Raw genomic sequence first — 15,772 nt, forward strand, 5'->3', positions numbered from 1 at the left:
CTGCGGCCAGGTTGCAACACATGTGTCGTTCGGGTTCCTTCCCATGGGGCCGGGCCTGGCTTCTGCACGCCCGTGTCCTGCACACTCTGTCGGGATCAATCGACCGGCAGATGCCCAGCAGCATTGTGACCGACCGCAGTCCAGACCAATGCTGTCAACTCTATATGCGAGATCGCCATGTCCGGTCCAGACGGGCGTGTCGAAAGTTAACGGTCTGGAAGATCAACTCTGGCATCTAGTAACCCGCGTTGCGCGCCGCCTGGATTGCTGTCCCAAGGTTGCCCAGATCCAGTGCATGAAGAAATTGGGTGACGGCGTCGACTTGATCGTCATGCTTGCCCTTGGGGAATGCCGCCAGTTCGCTTTCAAATGACTGCCGCCAGGGCGCCGGCCGTGGAAGGAAAATCCGACCCTGTTCAAACTTCACAGTTTGCTTTTCGGCGCGCTCCAGTTTTCCAGCTTTGGGTGAGACCGTCTTGACCCACTGCTTTTGTGGAAATTCGCGCCACAAGGTCTGCGCGAGGGCCTGACCACACCCGATGCCCTCGACAATGACAAGGTCAGCATCCCATTTCTTGCGCAATTTGGGAATCAGCTTCACCTGCTCGGGAAACTCGATACGGTTCCGATAGACATCCAGAATATGGATTTCGTCGCCCCGAATGCCGAAAGTGACGCACACCGTATAGTCGTTGTTTTCAGCCGTCATATATGCGGTATCGACACTCTGGATAATGGCCTCGAACAGATCGGGATCGATCGCATCGTCGGTGTAATTGAGCCATTCGCGCTTGAAGAGGTACCCGCCCTCGGGAATGGGGCGTTGATTATATTGCCCTTCGAACAGGTTGGTGCCGATGTCGCGGCGGAGCCTCTCGGCATCGTCCTCGTCGATCCGTTCCGGATGGAGCAGAACGCCTGGGGGGCGCGTGATGATCGTGCCGCCGATTTCAAAGCGCTCATGTTCGTGCGCAATCAAGGGAAGAATGAGTTGCTTCCAGCCACCGCGTTCAATCAGTCGCCCGGGCAGGTCATCGACATGGAGCCGTTGGGCTATCACCAGGATGCGGCCGCTGTTGGGTTTGTCGAGGCGCGACAGGAGCGACGTGTCAAACCATTCATTTACATGTTCGCGCACAACATCGGAATGCACATCGCCTGCCTTGATAAGGTCGTCCAGAACCAGAAAATCGCCACCCTTGCCAGTCAGGGTTCCGTCGACCGAGCTGGCTATGCGGTGACCATTGCGGGTCGTCCCGAGATCACTCTTTCTGCAGCGCTTGGGATCCAGCCGGGTATGCGGAAAGATCCGCTTGTACCATTCGCTGTCCATCAGCTTTCTGGTCTGGTGCGCGAAATCTTCTGCCAGGCTTTGCGAGTAGCTGATGCAGATGAATTTCGCTGTCGGATCATGCCCCAGGACGAATGCCGGCAGACAGATACTGCCGACAAAACTCTTGAGGTGCCGCGGCGGCATACACACGATCATGCGCGTTTCCTCGCCCGCAATGAGCATTCGCATGTACTCAGCCAGCACTTCGATATGCCAGTTGGTCAGATAGTCACTTCCTGGATAAAGCGAGCGGAAGGCCATGCTGATGAATGCGGAGAAATCCGACCTTATCAATTCATCAAGAATGCGCCGCTTGTCGATATGGCTAGCCATCGGCTTGCCTCCCTTCGAAAAGCTCCTTCATTTTGAGATAATCGGCCAGGACCGCGCGCTCAGCGTCGCTCAGCTCAACGCTTTCGCCTTCGGGCTCTGGTTGTGGCAGATACTTGCCTGCAACCCCGAAAACGAACGCGGCTGCCTTGCTGTCGCTTTGCATGGCCTTGTTTGTTTGCGTGCGAAGGATGATGCCCAGCTTGGTCCCGGACTTCTTCTTGCCACCTTCTGTATACGTCAGCGTTCCCAGCAATTCCTGCTCGACGATGGTGCGAATGTTCTTCGACCCCTTCGGGCGTCCCTTGCTGCGCTTGTGCCCTTTTGTGAACTGACCCGATTTGGGCGGCTTTTTGTGGCCGACAGTGTAGGATCCTTCAGCTGGCTCCTCGCGTCCCTCAAAGCCCTCGGTCTCAATCTGCGCGTGGCTGTCATCGCCAATCTCTTCGTCGTGGTGCATGTGCGTTCCCCTATTGTCGAGGCGTTTGCACGATCCTGAAAGAGGAAGATTGCGCCGACGGAAGAAGCGTCGTCACAGTCCCCGTCTCCCGGGCAATGCAAACGCCTTCCTTGGCAAAAGCTATAATCTGCCTCGCGATTCCCGGTGTCAAATGGAATTAGGCAATGACCGAACAGGCACCCTCAAGTGCCCGGAATTCGATCCCGCCTTCGGAAACTAAACTCCCCCCAAGCTCCCAATAAGCTCCCATTAATGGAACGTCGCGGTTTCAGGCTGCGAAGGGCTGGAATCCGCCCCTTCCTGCCCGTATCATCTACGCACGCAGCTGAATTTAATGGAAAACTCCCATTAGATTGGCACTTTAATGGGAGATCGCGACAGAGACCGGTTCGCCATTGACTGCCGCGCGCACCAACATTTTTTCCATCCTTTCAACGGTCAATTTTCAACGGTCGCCCTTCGTTCTGAGTATATTGTTGACGTTTGGGGTCACCAATGCCGGATACTCGACAAAAGACAACGAGCGGGTTGTTGCACCTGCACATCGGGGTGGCCTTCATTCATTATGACAATCGTCCGTTCGCCCATCGGCTGGCGTTCCGATCACAAGGCGAAGGGGACCGTCGAAGAATGGCTGCGAACGATAGTGGCCGTAGTGTTCATCCCACCGCCCACTTTCCAGATCCGCCGACAAGTCCCGCACAAACCGATCGACAGCGGCCTGCGGCACTAGGCTCCAGCTTGAGCAGGCCAGACGCGCCTCTTCGTCAAGAAAGGCCTCGGGGCGGCCGTAATAGGCTTCGTTGAAGCCGTCCCGGCAATGGAGCGGAACCGGAACCGGCCGCACTTCAACGCGCCCGCCCAGCGCAGCGGTTATGCGGGCGATTGCCGGAAAGCGGCGCGCTTCGATCTCGCGCACTTCGGGAATATAGTCGCACAGCCAATAGTCGGTCATCAAGGCAGGATCGCAGACGAGCAGGATGACAGGTCCGCGTGTCACGCGACGCATCTCGGCCAAGCCTTGTTCAAGGTCCGACCATTGGTGGACGGCAACGATCGCCATTGACGCATCGAAGCTGGCATCAGCAAAGGGAAGGTCCTCCGCAACCGCGTCAATCGCAATAGCCAGATGGCCGGGTCGCTGGGCCCGCATGGATGCCGACGGTTCAACCGCCGTCACCTCTCGGCCCAGTGGCTCATAGGAACCGGCTCCGGCCCCGACGTTGAGCACGGACCTAGCATCTCCCAACGCCACGTGGATTTGGGCGGCGATGACAGGATCGGGCAGACGATAGCGGCTGTAGCTGCCTCCGATCTCGCCATAATTGACGTCCCCGGCACTCCCGTCTGTTTGGCGCACTCTTCGCATCGGTCGTTCCTGTAGGCGTTGCCTTTCATCATGTCATGCGCCAGCAAACCGTCACAGTGGATCCGCTGCTCCGCTTCGCCTGAGCCTTCGCTCCACCCTCAATTGCGAGGCTATCGCTTTGCTGCCGAGATGAACTCCGGGTCAGACAGGACCTTGCGCACCAATTGGGCGTAGAGCGCATTATACTGGAAGAATGCTTCATCGATCGCGAGAGCGCCGATAAAGTCAGAGTGCCATTTCGCGTCTACGCGATAATCCTTGGCAAGCACGGGTCTGCCATTGCGTATGAGGCTGATCCGTGCGCCAAGTGCCCCGCCACCTTTCTTGAAATCCTCTCCGGCATGGCTCTCGGTCAGGACACCTTCGAGGCGGAGAGGCGATGCAGGGTCGAGTCGTCCAGCCGCCTTGAGTTCGGTTTCGAACGTCGCGCCGAGGAATTCCGCAAAGTTGCGCCCCTTTGGCGCGTGCATGACGGACAGGCGGATCGCGATGCTGCGCCCGATGGCCTTGCTGGCCGGAACAAAAGTGCCAAGTGCCATTGGCGGCACATCCTGATCACGCAGGATTCGGAGCGTTTCCAACGACGGCGGCAGTTCGTTGATCGGCGCAGTGCAGGCAGATTCCATCATGCACACTGCGACAACAAGTATGAGCCGCCCCGCCCAGAGTATCTGTTCGCCAGCCATCAACGCGGAAAGGCTGGGTCCGACACGATCGTGTTGACGCCTCGGGCAAGAACCTGACGGACGAGAACCTGCACGGCTTCGTCTGCGTTCTTGTATTCCGTGCCCGGAATTTCGACGTCCTTCTTGCCATATTTCGAATAGAGCTCGTGCTTTACTTCGGTATGAATCGGGGCAGCGCCTGTCGCCGGAATATAGTCGATACTGACGACATAATGATCCGTGGCCACGACGCCACCGAAAAGCCCAAAGCCGAGACCAGCTGCAAAGCCTTGCGACTTCGCCTTGTCGAGTTCTTCCTTGATGATGATGTTGTTGAACTTGATGCTGATGACGGCGCCATCGGCCGTAGGCGTTTCCACCACCTCGCTGAACGCGCCGGTGTTCTTGAGGTCCTCAATTGCCCAGGGCTTCACCAACTTGGTCGCCTTGCCGTTTGGCTTGCCATCACGCTGGAATTCGAAAATCACCTGCACCGGCTTTGGCTTGGCTGGCGTGACCTTTTCCTCCGGTTTCACTTCGCCCAGTGCATTGGCGACAAAAAACTTCATCGCATAGGCAGCTTGCGGCGAAACTATCATGGCAATTGCGGCGGCTGCTGCGAAGGCAATAGTCCTGACGCTCGACCTGATGTCGCGAAAAATCATCTTCCCCCCCAAATGATTACGGATTTGCTCCGCCTGCTATCACAGGAAATCGGCGAGGCAAGGCGAATTTCAGGCGGACGCGACCTCTCGATCGGCGCTGATTCTCCATGGGGACTATTATCGACGCCGACGCCGGCGATCCGGACATTTGCCCCATCGCTAACGATCCCCGCACACGAACGTGCCAAAAATCCCTTTCCTATTCGTGACCCTTGTGCTCCATCCTGCTTGATGACGCAGCAATTCTCCCGGAGCGCTTACGGCCCCCGCCATGACGGTCCGGATGTGTATATGGCCGGTATTATTTTACCGGTGGGGAGTGACAAGTTTGGCAAGTTCCAGACGGGTGGCACGCCGTTGCCACACGCGGACGCACGATCGGGGCGTGCCGAATCGGCTGCTGCTCATTCCGTCGACGACGGGGATTTCACTCCGAACAACATGGTGAGGATGCGGCGCACGGTCACCAGGGCAAAAAGCGCCCCGCCAGCCAGCAGGAGCGCCACGAAGATTGCAGTCTTCGGATTGGACAGCGCAAGGAACAGCAGCCCTCCTGTCGCGACATCTTCGCCCGTCGATACGGCGAAGTTGCTGAACGGCTCCGGACTTGTGTTGATCACGGCACGCGTGCCCGCCTTGGCCGCATGACTGGCAAGTGCAGCACCTCCGCCCAGCAGGACCGTTATGACCTGCCACTTCGGGTCCGATGCATCGACCAGCGCGAGAGCCAGCAGAGCCCCGCCTACCGGGCGAATGGCGCTGTGCACGGCATCCCACAGCGAATCGAGCCAGGCGATCTTGTCCGCAAAGAATTCGGCAATCATGCCCAGACCGGCTGCGCCCATCACCCAGTCATTAGCCAGCACAGCCAGGCTTTGCAGATGCTCCGGCGGTGCCACCCAGCCAAGCCGGATGGCAAGTCCCGTCGCGAAGACGCACAGATAGACCCGCCAACCGGCAAGCAAACTGACACTGGCGGCCACGCCAAGGATCTCCATGATGCCCATCTTTGCCTCTTCCCCTGCACCCCGATCAAGGATAGGCCCTTGGGCATGAATGACAACACGACAGGAGACGATGAAGAGAGGCCAGTCCCGATTCCGGCGGCGACTCTTGTCATCTTTCGGCATCGCCTTGCAGGACCACCCGAGCTTCTGGTGGTGGAACGTTCGGCCAGCATGGCCTTTGCAGGCGGCGCGATTGTGTTTCCGGGCGGGCGGATCGATGCGGACGACCATGCGATCGCGGCTGCACATGCCCATGAACGCGACGAAGGCGCAGCGCGCGTGGCCGCAATTCGGGAGACACTGGAAGAGAGCGGCATTGCCATAGGCTTTGCAAACGCGCCGTCCGCGGATTGGATCGCCTCGGCACAACCGCGGCTCCACGCCCATGAACCGTTCAGCAGCCTGTTATCAGAAGCCGGCCTCGAGCTGGACCTTGATACCCTCGTCCCGTTCGCGCGCTGGTGTCCTGCCCACCGGGAAGCTCGGGTCTTCGACACGCGCTTCTATATTGCCAGCGTCAGCGATGACGCACCTGACCCGGTTGTGGATGCAACCGAAAACATCAGCAGCTTCTGGGCCAGCGCGCAGGAGGTGATTGACGCCGCAGACGCCGGCAAGGTCAAAGTCATCTTCCCGACGCGTCGCAATCTCGAGCGCCTGGCATTGTTTGACAGTTTCGCCGCTGCAGAAGCCCACGCCCGCAGCACGCCCGTCGACGTGGTCACGCCCTGGATGGAAGAGCGCGGCGGCGAGCCCCATCTGTGCATTCCCGAGGGGCTGGGCTATCCCATCACGTCCGAAGCAATGCGATCCGCCGTTACAGCTTTCGGCAAGCCGCGTTAACGAAACGGTAACCATCTTGGCGCACTCTCCGGTCTTGAATGATCGGGGGTGGACACAATGGGTATCGCGAAGGAAGCGCTGATGCAGGCCCAGGCGCAGCTTTGGGAGCGCATTGACACGCTGGCTGCAAGTTTGCCGCAATTGAGCATTTCCCGCCTGGCCCATGAAATAGACGACCTGCGTCGTATTGCAGGCGAACACGGATTGGCTCCGGTCGTCGAAATCGCACACCGGTTGGAAAGCGAACTCGCGCTCTCTCGTGGAGGGCCAACGGTCGCTTCCTTCCTTGAAGCCATGCGCGATGCCGTCGGTTGCGATCGGTTGGATGCCGGAGCAACACAAGCCTATCTCGCTGCGGTCAACCAGCGGCTTTACGGTTAGGATGATTGCCGGATTTCCAGCATTGGCGCTTGATCTACAAAAGCGATCACTGATGCGGTTTTAATCAATTCGACCGCTCAATAAGAAGTCGATAGGAACCAGTCATCCGCAAGGGAGACTGACCATGACGAACACAATGACCGATGTCGCAACAGCCCTGAACCAGGTTCTGGCCGACAGTTTTGCGCTCTATATCAAGACCAAGAACTTCCACTGGCATGTGTCGGGACCACATTTCCGGGACTACCATCTGTTGCTTGACGAACAGGCGACGCAGATCCTGGCATCGACCGACCTGATTGCTGAACGGGTCCGCAAGATTGGTGGCAACACGATCCGGTCGATCGGCCATATCGCCCGGCTTACGGAGATTCGGGACAATGATGCCGATCACGTTCCGGCAAAGGATATGCTCGGCGAGTTGCGTCAGGACAACCTCGTCCTGGTTGACTCTCTGAAACGGGCGAAGGCCATTGCCGATGCGGCGGGCGACAACGCAAGCTCAGGCTTAATAGACGCCTGGACCGACGAAGCGGAGCAGCGGGCCTGGTTCCTGCTCGAATCCGCCCGGGACTAATCGAGCAGCCACTCCGGCAATCGCTCCGCCGCGATCAGGGCTTCAGGCTGGACGCGATCTGCGACCACGGCATATCTGTCCCCATCCACCATGACTTCCGGCACGAGCGCGCGGCTGTTGTACGTGGACGCCATGGTCGCGCCATAGGCTCCTGCCGTGCGGAAGACCGCGAGGTCACCAGGTTTCACGGCATCAATGTCGCGGGCCATGGCGAAGGTATCAGTACTCTCGCAGACGGGGCCTGCGATGTTCGCTATCATGCGCGCGCCAGTGGGCCGCACAGCCTCGAAATCATGCCAGGCATCATAAAGTGCAGGGCGCGCAAGGTCGTTCATCGCTGCATCGACGATTACATAGGGATTGATGACGCCGGGCTTCACCCAGATCACCTTGGTCAAAAGCACGCCGGCATTGCCAACGATCACGCGGCCCGGCTCGAACATCAGCGTGACGTCCCATCCCTTTGTGACGCGCGCGACCATTTGCCCATACTCAGCAGGCTCTGGCGGAACTTGACCACGTTGGTAAGGCACGCCCAATCCGCCACCCAGATCAACACGATCGATGGCAAATCCGGCCGCCCTTAGTTCGCCGACGAACGCACCGATCCGCGCATAGCCCGCTTCCAGGGGATCAAGGTCAAAGACCTGGCTACCGATGTGCAAGGCAACGCCGCGCATGTCGAGGCCCGGCAAGCCTGCCAGCCGCGCATAGATCGCGCCTGCCTGGTCAATCGGCACACCGAATTTGTTTTCCTTCTTGCCGGTTGAGATCTTTGCATGCGTCTTGGCATCGACATCGGGATTGACGCGCAGCACGGCTACGGCACGTTTGCCCATTGCCACGGCAAGTTCCGAAATCGCGATGCCTTCATCCTCCAGCTCGATATTGAACTGGCCAATGCCGTCATCAAGCGCACGCTGCAGCTCTTCTCGCGTCTTGCCAACGCCAGAAAAAACCACATCCGCAGGAGCGATGCCCGATGCCAACGCGCGAGCAATTTCCCCGCCAGACACGACATCTGCTCCAAAGCCGCACTTCGCGAGTACCCGCAAGACCGAAAGATTGGGATTGGCCTTGATCGCAAAGGCAAAATGCTTGCGTTCAAGCCCCGACAATGCGTCCATGAAAACGCGCGCATGGCGTTCGAGCGTTGCCCTGGAATAGACATAGACAGGTGTGCCAACTTCGTCGGCAATCCGGCTCAGCGGAACATCCTCGGCGTGCATTGTGCCGTTCTTGAGTGTGAAATGGTCCATTATGTCCTCAGTGCGATGGAGGAAGGTCGAACTTGTCGTTCTGCCGTTCTTCTGAGCGTTTCAATTGCTCATCGCTACGTTTGGGTCGGGACTGAATGTCTGGAACCAGCAGCTGGTCTGGCGTCGGGACGGCGGACGCGGTCTCGGGCTTTGGAGGAAGGCTCTTGCCCGTCTCCGGCTTGAGCGCCACGCGGCCACCACACGCCGAAAGTGCAAGTGCCAAGCCCGTCAATGCCCAAAATGACTTCATGTGTTCCGTTCCAATGCCATTCTTGCCTCGGCAATCCGAGTCCTTACACCAGACGGTGCAGTCCCGCCATGGCTGGTGCGGCTCATGACCGATGCATCGACCGAAAGCACGCTGAAAACTCCCTCCTCGATCCGCGGATCGATCCCTTTCAAATCGACAAGCGCAAGATCGGCAAGACCACAACCCTTTGCTTCAGCCAGCTTTACGGCCTGCCCGGTGATATGGTGGGCCTCGCGAAATGGGACGTTCGCCTCCCTAACCAGCCAGTCAGCAAGGTCGGTCGCGGTCGCAAAGCCGCTTTCAGCAAGTGCCCGCATCCGATCTGTCCTGAATGTGAGGCTTTCGATCATGCCGGTCATCGCCGCAAGTGACAGCGCAAGCAGGTCATGGGCTTCAAAAACCGGCGGCTTGTCGTCCTGCATGTCCTTTGAATAGGCCAGAGGCAGGCCCTTCATGGTGATCATCAGGGCCGTCGTGCAGCCGATGATCCGCCCGGCATGACCACGCACCAGTTCGGCTGCATCGGGGTTGCGCTTTTGTGGCATGATTGAGCTGCCAGTCGACCAGGCATCCGGCAGTGCCACAAATCCGAAAGGCTGGCTGGCCCAAATCACGACCTCTTCAGCCATCCGAGACAGATGCAGTGCGCACTGGCTGGCGGCCATCAGATAGTCGAGAGCGAAATCACGGTCGGAAACGCTGTCCAGCGAATTTGCGGTCGGCCCATCGAAGCCCAGCACGGCAGCAGTCTGCGCGCGGTCAATCGGAAAGCCTGTCCCGGCCAGTGCCGCGCTCCCTAGCGGGCATTGGTTCAGTCGCACTCTCGCATCGGCAAATCGCGAAGCATCGCGCCGTATCATTTCGTGCCAGGCCATCAAATGATGGCCAAGCGTCACGGGCTGCGCGCTTTGAAGATGCGTGAAGCCGGGCATAACAGAATCTGCATGCTCCTCCGCGCGCGCGACAATAGCCCACCGCAAAGCCCGAAGCCCGCTTGCCACGGCGTCCATCGCGTCACGGACCCAGAGCTTGAAGTCTGTTGCAACCTGATCGTTGCGGGATCGCGCCGTATGAAGGCGCCCGGCGACGGACCCAATCTTTTCGGCGAGGCGTGTTTCCGTCACCATATGGATATCTTCAAGCGCCAGATCTTCCGGAACGCCGTCCCGCGCATAGTCCAATGCGACGGCATCGAGTCCATCGCAGATCGCCTGCGCATCGGCCGCCGACAGGATGCCGGTGGCGCCAAGCATGGCTGCATGGGCCTTTGACGCCGCGATGTCCTGCTGCCAAAGCCGCTTGTCGAACGGGATAGAGGCATTTATCTCGCGCATCACTGCCGCCGGGCCTTCTGCGAAGCGCCCGCCCCACATTGAATTGGAGCTGTCATTGCGACTGGAAATCTTCGGCCTCCTCGGGAGTTGCGCCCTACTGCTGGCGGGGTGCGATAAGCAATCTGCCCCTGCACCGCAAGCCGAGGGCGCACCATCGGCCCAATCGGACGCCCCCGCGGGCCCGGAACAGGCTGGCACTGTCGACATGTCGCATCGCGGCGAGGCAATGCCGTCTGTCGTGTTCGAGGACCCGAAGGGCCTGCCAGCGACGCTTGCTGACTTCAAGGGCAAGCCGCTGCTCGTCAATCTCTGGGCCACCTGGTGCGGGCCTTGCGTTGCCGAAATGCCGACGCTCGACACCATTGCCGGTCGCGAAGCAGCGCGTCTGCAGGTTGTGGTCATCAGCCAGGACAGCAACCGTGCGCTCGTCGATAGTTGGTGGGCGAAGCGGTCGCTTCCCCATCTCAAACCGTATCTCGACGCAAAAAGCGACCTCGGCTTTGCTTACAATACCGGAATGCTGCCTACGACGATTCTCTATGACGCCAAAGGCAAGGAGGTCTGGCGCGTCATTGGCAGCATGAATTGGGACGGACCCCGCGCGAACACCTTGCTCGCGGAAATCCTCGAAGCTGGAAACTAGCGAAGTTTTGCTGCCAGTTCCGCCTTTGCCACATTGAACTCGGCTTCAAGCCGATCAACACGATCAGCCACAGTATCGACGGCCGTGACGGCGCCGATTCCCTGGCCCGAGCCCCAGATATCCTTCCAGGCCTTTGCCTTTGTATTGCCGCCAGAACCGAAGTTCATGGTTTTCAAATCGCCTTCGGGCAGATTGTCCGGATCAAGGCCTGCACGCTCGATAGAGCCGCGCAAATAATTTCCATGAACACCGGTAAAGAGGTTCGAATAGACGATATCGGAAGCCCTGCCTTCAACGATCCCCTGCTTGTAGTTGGGATCGGCATTGGCCTCCTTGGTCGCGATCCACGGCGTGCCGATATAGGCAAGGTCAGCGCCGACGGCGAGCGCGGCCAGGATCGAACGACCCGTCGCAATGGCACCTGAAAGCGCAATCGGTCCATCAAACCATTCGCGCAGTTCGGATACAAATGCGAATGGCGACAGCCGGCCTGCATGTCCCCCTGCACCGGCCGCAACAGGAATCAGCCCGTCCGCTCCCTTTTCGATGGCCTTGCGCGCAAAACGATCATCAATGACGTCATGCAGGGCGATGCCGCCCCAAGAGTGGACCGCCTGATTCAGTTCTTCACGCGCCCCCAGAGACGTAATTGTGATTGGCACCTGCCATTTCGCGCATGTCGCAACATCGGCATCAAGCCTGTCGTTCGAGCGGTGGACGATCTGGTTGACGGCATAGGGAGCAGCCGGCCGATCCGGGTTGGCGCGATTGTGCGCGGCCAGTTCTTCGGTGATCTGATGAAGCCATTCGTCAAGCTGCGCTTGCGGGCGCGCGTTCAGGGCCGGGAAGGAACCGACTATTCCGGCCTTGCACTGTGCAATGACCAGTTCCGGACCGGATACGATGAAGAGGGGAGAGCCTATGACCGGAAGCCGCAGGCGATCGAACAGCGGAGATGGCAATGTCATGGGCGGGCGTCTTAGCGAAACATTCCGGGGTGTCCAGCCGCGGATTTGTTAGTTGCGGGCCCGATTTAAAGATCCCGCCATCGCAGCATGCATCGCCCGTGATTGGACCGTACCTGCGTGTGCCCCACTAACATTCTTGAGCATGAACTATTTGATTTCGATCAAGGTCCTGCTGGTCGAACGCGTCACAGTGATCTGAGGGCATAGGGATCAGCACTTTAAAGCTGTTGCCCGTTTGCAGGGCGCTAGACCCCGGCGCATAGGAGGTATCGTGGTAGAAACATTGACGGGAACCAACCGGTCCAAGGGCCTGACCTACGACGAACTGCTGGACATGGACACGCACCTCGTTCCGACAAAGTTGCGAGAGGATTCTCCACTTGAACCCGGGCCAACGATCGTCAACCCGAGTATCTATTATTCGCGGGACTTCTTTGATCTTGAGGTTGAGCGGCTCTGGAAGCGCGTTTGGCAACTGGCTTGCCATGAAGATGACATCCCGAATGTTGGCGACACTCTGGTCTATGACATTGCGAGCCTGTCCTACATCATCGTTCGCACAGGAAAAGACGAAATCAAGGCATTCCCCAATGCTTGCCTTCATCGCGGACGGGCGCTTGCCACTGAGGACGCATCCGGCCTGCATGAGTTTCGCTGTCCTTTTCATGGCTGGGCCTGGAAACTTGATGGAACATTAAAGGAAGTGCCCTGCCAATGGGACTTCCCTTCGGTCAGTGCCAAGACTCACAGTCTTCCGTCGGTGCAGGTGGGGCGCTGGGGGGGATTCGTGTTCATAAATCCGGACGACAAGGCCGGGCCGCTGAAGGAATTTCTGGGCGATATCAACCGGCACTTCGAGCCAATTCCATTTGAACGCCGCTACAAGTCAGCTCATGTCGCCAAAAAACTTCGGTGCAACTGGAAGGTGGCGCAGGAGGCCTTCATGGAAGCGTATCACGTCGTGGCTACGCACCCGACGCTGCTGCCAGTGATGGGAGACGCAAACAGCAAGTATGACGTTTTCGGAAACATGTCCCGTGCCATCTCCCCAAATGGGCTTCTCAGCCCCCACGTGAATCCCGAACTGGTGGCAGACCCTGTCGAAGGCGCGACCGCCTACACGAAAATCCGGCATGCCCTCTCGGGCAATATATATGAACGGCTCGCATTTGGTCGCGTCAAGGTCACCGCTCGCGATGGAACGAGTGGCATTTTTGATGAGGCCGCCCATCACCTTGAGGGCGAGCTTGATCATGCTGACATCCAGTTGTGCAATTGGGTTGGCGGAGCGTTAGCGGAAGGCATGGAAAATGAACCAGATACGACGACCGTTGGTCCCGTCCCGGATCGACGCAAGGCCGCAGCGGACGCGCAGCGCGCACTTTGGCGCGAACGGCTCGGGTCTGAAGTCGACCAAGTGAGCGATGCCGAGTTTGTCGACACAATCTATTACAATGTGTTCCCCAATATCAGCCCGTGGGGATGCTTCAATCCGATCTTTTACCGCTTCCGACCCTATGGCGACAATCCGGAGGAATGCATTCATGAAACCATGTTGATGCTGCCTGTTCCTCAGGGAGAGGAGCGGCCCGCTCCGGCAAAAATACACTGGCTGGATTTTGACGATGATTATGTCGAAGCGCCGGAGTTGGGAATGCTTGCGAAGGTGTTCAATCAGGACGTGGTCAATCTGCCCCATGTTCAGAAGGGAATGAAATCCATCAAATCAAAGGAAATTGTCTTTGCGAACTATGGCGAGACAAAGATTCGCCATTTCCACAAGCTGCTCAAGGAGTGGCTGAGCCGCTGACAATGCCTTCGATCAAATGAAACTATTGCGTCTCACAGACGTTGAAAGAGCTGCGTCTTGCCCGGTGGGAAATCGACTTCACCCATGGGCTCAAATCCAAGCTTTTCGGCCACTCGCCGCGAGGCGACGTTCCCCGCATCAATGATGCAGCGGATTTCCGGGTGACCCAATGACTGATCCGCCCAGTCAAGCACCGCTGCGATTGCTTCAGTGGCAAGACCCTGCCCCCAGGCATCGGGGATGAAGGCCCATCCTGCTTCGGGATAGCCTTCGAGTTCCGGAATGCCACGCTCGAAACTGGCAAGGCCGCCACTTCCGAGGAATGCACCGGTTTCGCGGGATGTGAAACTCCAGTAACCGTACCCAAACAGGCTCCATAGGCCGATACCCTGGAGAAACTTTCCCCAGCTTTCGGTCCGCGTCCGGGGCTGGCCACCGATGAATGTTGTCATCCGCGGATCGGCCCATGCCGAGGCGTAAGCCTCCCAGACATCAAGTGACAGCGGACGCAGGATCATGCGTTCAGCCTGGAGGATGGGCGGGATCATGCCCTGCCCTTTGCACGTCGCTTCCAGAAGGAAAAGGTCTTGTCCTGGACCTGAGACAGGAATGCACGAGCCTCTGGCCCGGTCCATGCCCCTGCATAGTCACGGCGGCCGACCCACCAGCCTTGCCCCGGCAAACCATCACCCTCGCGCACAACAAGCGCTGCCAGTTCCGGCTCTCCGCGCGCAGCACCGCGCCGGTCGATTTCGTCGAGCACCTTGCATAAGGCCCGCATCTTTGGTCGACTGAAGCGATAGCCGAGCTCAAGCAGAAGTTCGGAGTAACTTACAGCCTTCCCGTTCCGGGCGGCATCCTGCAGAAGTCGTTCAACCAGCGCGACATCGAACAGTGGCGCGCCTGGGTTGACGGGGCCTTCATCGAAGAATTCATCAAACATTGCACCAGTCTAGCGCGACCGGCGCGAAGCTCAAACCGTCAACCTGAGCTGGCTGTCAGGCGGCCAACGCCTTGGGTATCCGCGCCGCTTCATAGTCGCTTTCAGCCATTTTGATCAGATTGCGATCATCATGGTTCCAAGGATGAAAGCCTGGCAGGAAGAAGGTTGCCCAGGGGATCATCAATTTACGGATGGCACCCGGACCGCCGAACAGGAACCAAAGCAAGCCAAGATGCGCTTTTGCGCCCGTGATCCTGTCCTGACGCAAGAGCTCTATCACGCCCTTGTAGCGATTCACCCAAAAATTCTTCGAGACGAGCAGCATCATGATGCTCTTGACCTTCCACCGCTTCCAGCGCGTCCAGTCCTTCGTGGCGTGGAGCCAGGTGTCATAGGCGACGCCCTTGTGCTCGATCTCTTCCATTGCGTGCCATTTCCAGAGCTCGACCTGTTCGGGATCTGCACCCTTCCACAGCTTCTTGTCCGTGATCATCTGTGTGGCCATAATCGCGGTGTAGTGTTCAAGAGCCATGGTCACCGCAAGGTTGAGAATTTGAGGACGATTCTTCGTCATTTCGAGCGAGTCGATCACCTTTTTCTCGAGGCCCGAAATGTCATAGCCCGCGTCGGCAACTCTCTTGTTGAACGCCACATGCTCGCGCGTGTGCATGATTTCCTGCTGGACGAAGGCGCGGATCTCGCGCTCAAGTTTTTCAGGCGCCCCGTTGCGGAAAGCCTTTACTGACTCAATGAAAAACGCTTCACCACGCGGAAATGTGATAGAGAGCGCATTGTAGAAAGCCGTTGCAATCGGATCGCCACCAAGCCACCAACGATCCTGCTTCGCGTTGCGCCCGAAACGGCGGTCACGAGGCGTGATAGTCAGGTCAGCAGGCGTTTTGAGGGCAACAGCAGTCATGCACGAATCTCCTTAC

General features: G+C 58.5%; 18 protein-coding genes. 5 read left to right on the forward strand and 13 right to left on the reverse strand.

From position 1 onward, the window contains the following. Positions 1-235: 235 nt before the first annotated feature. The 6 genes from terL to K0O24_RS02835 all read right to left on the reverse strand — a co-directional run bounded on the left by terL (position 236) and on the right by K0O24_RS02835 (position 5,829). Complete coding sequence (gene terL, locus K0O24_RS02810; RefSeq protein WP_219894314.1) at positions 236-1,666, reverse strand: phage terminase large subunit; 1,431 nt, start codon at positions 1,664-1,666, stop codon at positions 236-238. After that, a complete protein-coding gene (locus K0O24_RS02815; RefSeq protein ID WP_219894315.1) occupies positions 1,659-2,123 on the reverse strand; it encodes a DUF5681 domain-containing protein in 465 nt (154 codons plus the stop codon). Before K0O24_RS02815 ends, terL begins: the two co-directional genes overlap by 8 nt. 556 nt (positions 2,124-2,679) lie before the next feature. Beyond that, positions 2,680-3,492, reverse strand: coding sequence for a class I SAM-dependent methyltransferase (locus K0O24_RS02820; protein ID WP_219894316.1), 813 nt, complete (start codon positions 3,490-3,492; stop codon positions 2,680-2,682). Positions 3,493-3,602: 110 nt separating this feature from the next. Next, positions 3,603-4,178: a hypothetical protein gene (locus tag K0O24_RS02825; protein ID WP_219894317.1), complete on the reverse strand. Its 576-nt coding sequence runs from the start codon at positions 4,176-4,178 to the stop codon at positions 3,603-3,605. After that, on the reverse strand, positions 4,178-4,726 hold the full coding sequence (locus K0O24_RS02830; RefSeq protein WP_219894318.1) for a hypothetical protein: 549 nt from the start codon (positions 4,724-4,726) through the stop codon (positions 4,178-4,180). The genes K0O24_RS02825 and K0O24_RS02830 overlap by 1 nt, the downstream gene beginning before the upstream one ends. A gap of 500 nt (positions 4,727-5,226) precedes the next feature. Beyond that, positions 5,227-5,829, reverse strand: a complete 603-nt coding sequence (locus K0O24_RS02835; RefSeq protein WP_219894319.1) for a DUF4126 domain-containing protein — start codon at positions 5,827-5,829, stop codon at positions 5,227-5,229. Between the two features lie 45 nt (positions 5,830-5,874). Between K0O24_RS02835 and K0O24_RS02840 the strand changes: the two genes are divergently transcribed. From K0O24_RS02840 to K0O24_RS02850, 3 genes are all read left to right on the forward strand, one after another. Continuing rightward, entirely contained in the window at positions 5,875-6,672 is a 798-nt protein-coding gene (locus K0O24_RS02840; protein WP_219894320.1) for an NUDIX hydrolase, read from the forward strand. A 57-nt stretch (positions 6,673-6,729) separates the two neighbouring features. Then, positions 6,730-7,053: a hypothetical protein gene (locus tag K0O24_RS02845; RefSeq protein ID WP_219894321.1), complete on the forward strand. Its 324-nt coding sequence runs from the start codon at positions 6,730-6,732 to the stop codon at positions 7,051-7,053. Positions 7,054-7,177: 124 nt separating this feature from the next. After that, complete coding sequence (locus K0O24_RS02850) at positions 7,178-7,630, forward strand: Dps family protein (RefSeq protein ID WP_219894322.1); 453 nt, start codon at positions 7,178-7,180, stop codon at positions 7,628-7,630. On the opposite strand, the gene lysA is transcribed toward K0O24_RS02850, so the two are convergent. The 3 genes from lysA to argH are packed head-to-tail and all read right to left on the reverse strand — an operon-like array spanning position 7,627 to position 10,512. Next, a complete protein-coding gene (gene lysA / locus K0O24_RS02855; RefSeq protein ID WP_219894323.1) occupies positions 7,627-8,889 on the reverse strand; it encodes a diaminopimelate decarboxylase in 1,263 nt (420 codons plus the stop codon). The two genes, K0O24_RS02850 and lysA, sit on opposite strands and share 4 nt — an antisense overlap. Before the next feature lie 7 nt (positions 8,890-8,896). After that, positions 8,897-9,139 carry a hypothetical protein gene (locus K0O24_RS02860; RefSeq protein ID WP_219894324.1) on the reverse strand — a complete coding sequence of 81 codons (243 nt, stop codon included), beginning with the start codon at positions 9,137-9,139 and terminating at the stop codon, positions 8,897-8,899. Then, positions 9,136-10,512 carry an argininosuccinate lyase gene (gene argH / locus K0O24_RS02865; protein WP_219894325.1) on the reverse strand — a complete coding sequence of 459 codons (1,377 nt, stop codon included), beginning with the start codon at positions 10,510-10,512 and terminating at the stop codon, positions 9,136-9,138. The genes K0O24_RS02860 and argH overlap by 4 nt, the downstream gene beginning before the upstream one ends. A gap of 16 nt (positions 10,513-10,528) precedes the next feature. Between argH and K0O24_RS02870 the strand changes: the two genes are divergently transcribed. Beyond that, positions 10,529-11,116: a TlpA family protein disulfide reductase gene (locus K0O24_RS02870; RefSeq protein WP_246611109.1), complete on the forward strand. Its 588-nt coding sequence runs from the start codon at positions 10,529-10,531 to the stop codon at positions 11,114-11,116. Here the strand turns inward: K0O24_RS02870 and K0O24_RS02875 are convergent. Beyond that, positions 11,113-12,084 carry an NAD(P)H-dependent flavin oxidoreductase gene (locus K0O24_RS02875; protein ID WP_219894327.1) on the reverse strand — a complete coding sequence of 324 codons (972 nt, stop codon included), beginning with the start codon at positions 12,082-12,084 and terminating at the stop codon, positions 11,113-11,115. The genes K0O24_RS02870 and K0O24_RS02875 overlap by 4 nt on opposite strands. 271 nt (positions 12,085-12,355) lie before the next feature. On the opposite strand from K0O24_RS02875, the gene K0O24_RS02880 reads away from it, so the two are divergent. Continuing rightward, positions 12,356-13,894: an aromatic ring-hydroxylating oxygenase subunit alpha gene (locus tag K0O24_RS02880; protein WP_219894328.1), complete on the forward strand. Its 1,539-nt coding sequence runs from the start codon at positions 12,356-12,358 to the stop codon at positions 13,892-13,894. 32 nt (positions 13,895-13,926) lie between these two features. On the opposite strand, the gene K0O24_RS02885 is transcribed toward K0O24_RS02880, so the two are convergent. From K0O24_RS02885 to K0O24_RS02895, 3 genes are read right to left on the reverse strand one after another with little or no spacing between them, the layout of a single operon-like run. Beyond that, on the reverse strand, positions 13,927-14,442 hold the full coding sequence (locus K0O24_RS02885) for a GNAT family N-acetyltransferase (RefSeq protein ID WP_219894329.1): 516 nt from the start codon (positions 14,440-14,442) through the stop codon (positions 13,927-13,929). Further along, positions 14,439-14,837: a ribose-phosphate pyrophosphokinase gene (locus tag K0O24_RS02890; RefSeq protein WP_246611110.1), complete on the reverse strand. Its 399-nt coding sequence runs from the start codon at positions 14,835-14,837 to the stop codon at positions 14,439-14,441. The genes K0O24_RS02885 and K0O24_RS02890 overlap by 4 nt, the downstream gene beginning before the upstream one ends. A 55-nt stretch (positions 14,838-14,892) precedes the next feature. Continuing rightward, positions 14,893-15,756, reverse strand: coding sequence for a metal-dependent hydrolase (locus tag K0O24_RS02895; RefSeq protein WP_219894330.1), 864 nt, complete (start codon positions 15,754-15,756; stop codon positions 14,893-14,895). Positions 15,757-15,772 lie beyond the last annotated feature (16 nt).

The sequence above is a fragment of the Aquisediminimonas profunda genome (assembly GCF_019443285.1).
Taxonomy (GTDB): Bacteria; Pseudomonadota; Alphaproteobacteria; order Sphingomonadales; family Sphingomonadaceae; genus Aquisediminimonas; species Aquisediminimonas profunda.